The following is a 3,367-nucleotide window of genomic DNA, read 5'->3' as shown; positions in this document are numbered from 1 at the left end:
GCCTCAGGGACCGAGAAGGTGACCGGCTCACGCATCGGTTTGGCCTCAGGGATCGGGTGGGTGGCCGGCTCATTGCGGCGGCCGGGCCACGGTCAGAGGCGTTCGATGATGGTGACGTTGGCGGTGCCGCCGCCCTCGCACATCGTCTGCAGGCCGTAGCGGCCGCCGGTGCGTTCGAGTTCGTTGAGGAGGGTGGCAAAGAGCTTGGTGCCGGTGGCGCCGAGGGGGTGACCGAGGGCGATCGCGCCGCCGTTCGGGTTGACTTTGGCCGGATCGGCACCGGTCTCCTTGATCCAGGCCAGCACCACCGACGCGAACGCCTCGTTGATCTCGACGACGTCGATGTCGTCGATGCTCATGCCCGCCTTGTTCAGGGCGTACGCGGTGGCCGGGATGGGTGCCGAGAGCATCATCACCGGGTCGTCGCCGCGCACCGACAGGTGGTGGATGCGGGCGCGCGGGGTGAGGTCGTACTGCTTGAGGGCGGCCTCGGAGACGACCAGCGCCGCCGATGCGCCGTCGGAGATCTGGGAAGCGACGGCCGCGGTGAGCCGGGAACCCTCGGCGAGCGGTTTGAGGCCGGCCATCTTCTCCAGCGTGGTTTCGCGGGGGCATTCGTCGACGGACAGATCACCGTAGGCGACGATCTCGCGGTCGAAGCGGCCGTCGGCGATGGCGGTGCGGGCGCGGTCGTGCGAGTTGAACGCCCACTGCTCCATATCCTCGCGGCTGATGTCCCATTTGACGGCCATCGCGTCGGCGCCGGCGAACTGGGAGATCTCGGCGTCGCCGAAACGCTTGCGCCAGCCCTCGGATTCTGCTGTGGGCGTGGTGAATCCGAACTCCTGTCCGGCGATCATGGCCTGCGAGATGGGGATTGCGCTCATGTTCTGCACGCCACCGCCGACGACAACGTCCTGGGTGCCGCTCATCACGCCCTGGGCGGCGAAATGGATTGCCTGCTGCGATGATCCGCACTGGCGGTCGATCGTGGTGCCGGGTACGCCCAGTGGCATCCCGGCGGCCAGCCACGCGGTGCGGCCGATGTTGCCGGCCTGGGGGCCGATCGCATCGACGCAGCCGAACACCACATCGTCGACGACCTCCGGGTCGATGCCGGTGCGTTCGACGATCGCCGCGATGACGTGGGCGCCGAGGTCGGCGGGGTGTGCCTTGGCGAGTGAGCCGTTACGTTTGCCGACCGGGGTGCGGACGGCGTCGACGATGTAGGCCTGGGGGGTGGTCATGGTGGTGTCCTTCGTTGATGTCGGTGGTTGCGCTGAGAGCCGTCCGTCGCCGGACCCTTCGTGACGCTGCCGGTCGGCTCGCAAGCCGGCGCGACGGCGGCTCCTCAGGGATCAACAATCAGGCGCGTTGGGAGGAGATGGAGACGACTTCGCCGGTGAGGTAAGTGGTGTAGTCGCTGGCGAGCATCGCTATGGTCGCTGCGACCTCCCAGACCTCGGCGGCGCGGCCGTAGGCCTCTTTGGAGGCGAGTTCGTCGAGGAGTTCGTCGCTGGTGACCTTGGCGAGGAACGGGTGCTTGGCGATCGATGGGGCGACGGCGTTGATGCGCACCCCCACATCGGCGGCTTCGATTGCGGCGCAACGGGTCAGCGCCATGACACCGGCCTTGGCGGCGGCGTAGTGCGCCTGGCCGCGCTGGGCGCGCCAGCCGAGGACCGAGGCGTTGTTGACGATGACGCCGCCGTGCTCGACGGAACCGAAGTAGCGCAGCGCGGCCCGGGTGGCGCGGAAGGTGCCGGTGAGGGTGATGTCGACGACGCGATCCCACTCCTCATCGGTCATCTGTGCGACCGGTGTCTCGCCGCCGAGACCGGCATTGTTGACCAGCACATCGATGCGGCCGAGTTCGGTTGCGGCACCGGCGATCAGGTCGTCGACCTCGGCGGTGTCCTGCACATTGCAGGTGAGCTGGGCGACGGTCCGATCAGGGAACTCCTCGGCGAGCTTGTCGCGGGCCTCGCCGAGCCGGCGTTCGTGCCAGTCGCTGATCAGCACGTCGCCGCCTTCGAGCAGGATGCGCCGCGCCGTCGAGAAGCCGATGCCGGTGCCGGCGGCGGCGGTGACCACGGCCTTGCGTCCGGCGAGCAGTCCGTGGCCGGGGGTTTCGGCAGGCGGGGTGGCCAGGGGCGAGCGGAGCGACGGGAAATCTCCGGCGGATCTCGATACTGCTGTCATGACGGACGTGCCTCCCGGGGTAGGCCGAGCACCCGCTCGGCGATGATGTTGCGCTGCACCTCATTCGAGCCGCCATAGATGGTGTCGGCGCGGGTGAACAGCCACAGTCGCTGCCACTCGTCGAGCTCGACGTGCTCGGGGTCGTACAGGTCGTTGGGTCTGCCCTCTGCGGTGTGCGACGGGCCGATCAGCGACGGCGCACCCACCACCGTCATCGCGAGCTCACCCAGATCGCGATGCCAGTTGGCCCACAACAGTTTTGATGTCGACGCGGCGCCGGCTTCCGAGGTGATGTCGCCGCCGAGGGTGCGCCGTGCGTGCGCGCCCATCACGGTCAGACCGATCCGTGCCCGGGCGAGCCGGGCAGCGATGGCTGGATCATCGATGGCTCCATTGGTGCGGGCAAGTTCGGTGAGATCGTCGAGTTCGCGGGCGAATCCGACCTGCTGACCCAGCGTGGAGACGCCACGCTCGAACTGCAGCAGTCCCATCGCAACAGACCAGCCGTCGCCGGGCGCGCCGACGATCAGATCGGCGTCGGTGACTGCGTCGTCGAAAAAGACCTCGTTGAATTCCGACGTGCCGGTGAGCTGCTGGATCGGCCGGATGGTGATACCCGGCTGGTCGAGCGGCACCAGCAGGAAGCTCAGTCCCGCATGGCGTTTGGAATCCTTGCCGGTGCGGCACAGCACGAACACCCACTGCGACATGTGCGCCAGCGACGTCCAGATCTTCTGCCCGTTGATCACCCAGCGACCGTCTTCTGTTCTCGCAGAAGTGGATACGCCGGCCAGGTCGGAACCGGCACCCGGTTCCGAATAGCCCTGCGCCCACAGTTCGGTGACGTCGACGATGTGCGGCAGGAAACGCTGCTTCTGTTCTTCGGTACCGAATTCGATAAGGGTGGGTCCGAGCAGTTCCTCACCGAGATGGTTGACCCGGGCGGGTGCGTTGGCGCGGGCGTATTCGCGGTGGAAGATGATGCGCTGCTCGATGGTGGCGCCGCGTCCGCCGTAGCGGGTCGGCCAGCCCAGGCAGGTCCAGCCGGCGGCGGCCAGGTGCCGGTCCCAGGCGAGGCGTTCGGTGAAGAATTCGTGCTCGCTACCCGGACCGCCGCGGCCGGCCAGCTTGGCGAAGTCGCCGACGAGATTGTCGGCGAGCCAGG

At 68.0% G+C, this 3,367-nt stretch carries 3 protein-coding genes; all 3 read right to left on the bottom strand.

All coding sequences use genetic code 11. From position 1 onward, the window contains the following. Positions 1 to 92: 92 nt before the first annotated feature. Positions 93 to 1,247, bottom strand: coding sequence for an acetyl-CoA C-acetyltransferase (locus KDB67_RS19860; RefSeq protein WP_291019684.1), 1,155 nt, complete (start codon positions 1,245 to 1,247; stop codon positions 93 to 95). Positions 1,248 to 1,365: 118 nt separating this feature from the next. Next, positions 1,366 to 2,202 (bottom strand): SDR family oxidoreductase, encoded by an 837-nt coding sequence (locus KDB67_RS19855; RefSeq protein WP_291019682.1) that lies wholly within the window; start codon positions 2,200 to 2,202, stop codon positions 1,366 to 1,368. After that, positions 2,199 to 3,367: acyl-CoA dehydrogenase family protein (locus KDB67_RS19850; RefSeq protein WP_291019679.1), on the bottom strand; the 1,169-nt coding region annotated here is incomplete at its 5' end. The genes KDB67_RS19850 and KDB67_RS19855, both read right to left, overlap by 4 nt.

The organism is Gordonia sp. (in: high G+C Gram-positive bacteria) (assembly GCF_020438995.1).
In the GTDB taxonomy this organism is placed as follows: domain Bacteria; phylum Actinomycetota; class Actinomycetes; order Mycobacteriales; family Mycobacteriaceae; genus Gordonia.
The sequence above is the reverse complement of the archived record's forward strand: the minus strand, read 5'-3'. Positions and strand labels throughout refer to the sequence as shown.